The sequence below is a fragment of the Deltaproteobacteria bacterium genome (assembly GCA_019309045.1).
In the GTDB taxonomy this organism is placed as follows: domain Bacteria; phylum Desulfobacterota; class Syntrophobacteria; order BM002; family BM002; genus JAFDGZ01.
In genome coordinates this window covers 1-2,723 of record JAFDGZ010000183.1, presented here as the reverse complement: position 1 = coordinate 2,723, position 2,723 = coordinate 1, and the positions used below count along the sequence as shown (strand labels likewise).

Annotated in this window: 2 protein-coding genes; both read left to right on the top strand. The window is 54.1% G+C overall.

What is annotated here, in order from left to right; all coding sequences use genetic code 11:
* On the top strand, positions 1 to 1,102 hold a 1,102-nt coding region (locus JRI89_17500), incomplete at its 5' end, for an N-acetylmuramoyl-L-alanine amidase (GenBank protein ID MBW2073027.1).
* A 50-nt stretch (positions 1,103 to 1,152) separates the two neighbouring features.
* The coding region (locus JRI89_17495) for an RNB domain-containing ribonuclease (protein MBW2073026.1) at positions 1,153 to 2,723 on the top strand (1,571 nt) is incomplete at its 3' end.

Below are 2,723 nucleotides of genomic sequence, written 5' to 3'. Positions count from 1 at the left end.
GGTGACTGATATCAGGCACTGGTCGGCGCCCGATTATACCAGGGTGGTTATTGACGTTGAAGATCAGGTGCGCTTTGCCAGTCATCTGCTGCGACCAGACCCTAAATTGAAAACTCCACCGCGGCTCTATCTTGATCTAACTGGTGCAGCCCTGTCTCCCAGTCTGGAAGAAGACATTCCCATTGGCGACGGACTGCTGCGCAAAGTCCGGGTGGGTCAGTATACCCCTAGCGTGGTGCGGGTCGTGCTCGACATTGATTCCATTGATCATTACAAGATTTTCTCACTGAGTGATCCTTTTCGAGTGGTGATCGACGTGACAGGAGTGAGCGCAAGAAAGCCGGTCGTTGTCCACAGGGGCAAAGGCTCAAAGCTGTCGCTGGCACAACAACTGGGGTTGAGCGTCAGAAGAGTGGTGATTGATCCCGGCCATGGAGGAAAAGACCCTGGTGCTATGGGTCCTGGACATGTTCAGGAAAAGAAAATCGTTCTGGCCATCGCCAAGAAGCTTCGCGAGAAACTGGCAAGAGAACTTCACCTGGAAACGGTTCTCACTCGGGACCACGATGTATTCCTGCCACTGGAAGAGCGGACAGCCATGGCCAACACCAAGAAGGCAGATCTTTTCATTTCGATTCATACAAACGCCAATAGAGATCGGCGGGTGTATGGTATTGCCACCTACATCCTCAATGTGGCTGTAGACGCGGACGCCGCCCAACTGGCAGCCATGGAAAACGCTACCTCTGCGAAACGTATCAGTGATCTGGAAAAGATCCTCAACGACCTGATGCTCAATGCCAAGATTAATGAATCCACCAGACTGGCCCATGAGGTTCAGAAAGGCCTCATACAGAAATTGAAGAAGAAATTTAGTAAAATAAAAGACCTGGGTGTTAAACAAGCTCCCTTTTATGTGCTTATTGGGGCCCAGATGCCCTGCATTCTGGTAGAGACTTCTTTCATCAGCAATCCCAGGGAAGCGCGCCGCTTGAGCGATCCTGCCTACCAGGATGCAATTGCTGCGGGAATTGCCCAGGGCATTCGTTCCTATATCGAACAAATCGAAACAGCAGGGGGCCGGTTTCTGGCCGCTGAATAAGAGGGCGCCGCAACAAGATAGCAGGGCTGCAAGCAGAGCATGCCCTGCAAATGACATTGGAGGTGTTCCCGGTGGCTGCTGCGGGAAAAAACATAAGACCAGGGACGGTCGTGGAATTTTTCGACAAGAAGAAGCTTGTATGTGCAGTGTGCATCGGGGTTAAAAACGAGCGTATTCAGGTCCTTACCGAATCTGGCCGCACGGGAAATGTGACCAGCAAGAGGATTCTCCACAGCAGTGAGGCGGGGCTGGATATCAGTAGTGGCAGAGAAAACCTGCAACTGACTCTCAAGGAAATTGTCGATCGGCGGCTGCAGCTCATGCGTCAGGTGTCAGTGGCAGAACTGTGGGATTTGCTACAGGACGAGGAGGAGGGCTTTGCCTGTGAACAGCTGGCTGAACTTTGTTTCAGTGAACAGATCAGCTCCGACCACACAGCTGCAGTGCTGCGGGCTCTGTTAGATGACGCCATGCGCTTCAAGTACAAAGGAGGCATGTTCTACCCTTTGAGCGCCGAACGGTTGGAGCAAATCAGACTGCAGCAGGAGCGCCAGGCTCAAAGAGAGCGCGAAACAGCCGAAGGAGCGGCCTGGCTGGCGGCAGTCTGGAAAGGAGAGGAGGCAAAGGAGCCGGAGAACCGCCAGCGATATATTCAAATGCTCAAAGACTACTGTTTATTGGGCACCGAGGCGCCCAACTATCAGCAGATAAAAAAACTCCTTAATCTGGCTCAGGTGCCGCAGCCGCATGGCCCTTTCCAGATTCTGGTGCGGCTGGGGATCTGGAGCGAAGACGAAAACCTCTACCTGCACCGCTTTGGTATTCAGGAAGAATTCCCCGAGGAGATTGCTGCTGCAGCTGGGAGAATCGAGGTGGCTATTGATGTGAAGGAGAGAGAAGACCTCTCGTTCCTGACAGTCCTCACCATAGACGGGCCAATGACCAGGGATTTCGACGATGCCTTGAGCGTGCGCTTCCTGGACGGCCGGGTGGAGGTGGGGGTCCACATTGCGGATGCAGCTGAACTCATTGTCCCGGAGTCGATTCTGGACGAGGAGGCCCTGGAGCGAGCCACCTCACTCTATCTTCCAGACAAAAGGATACCAATGCTGCCAGAGGTGCTTTCCGAAGGGGTCTGCAGTCTGAGGCTGGGCGAAGAGCGTCTGGCGTTGAGCCTGCTGGCCTACTTCAACCAGGAGGACCAGCTGGAAGAGTATCGTTTTGCTCTCAGCCGAGTCAAAGTAAAACGTCAACTCACCTACAGCGAGGCAAATGAAATGCTGGCCGAGGACAAAACTCTCGGCTACCTGTTTCGCCTGTGCACCCGCTTGCGCCGACAGCGGATTGCTGCCGGAGCCCTGCTGTTGCCCTTGCCAGAAATCAGGGTATGGGTGAATGGCAGCGGCACCATTCATCTCAACAAGATTGACAGGGAAACCCCCGCCCAGGTGATTGTCTCGGAACTGATGATTCTGGCTAATTCCCTGGCAGCCAAAGAATTGGCTGCTCGGGGGGTGCCTGCCATCTATCGCAGTCAGGACAAGCCCCAGGAGATCGTGGAGCCTGACGCCAGTGACGAGCTTTACCGAAACTATCGTCAGCGTCGCTATCTGAGCAGGGC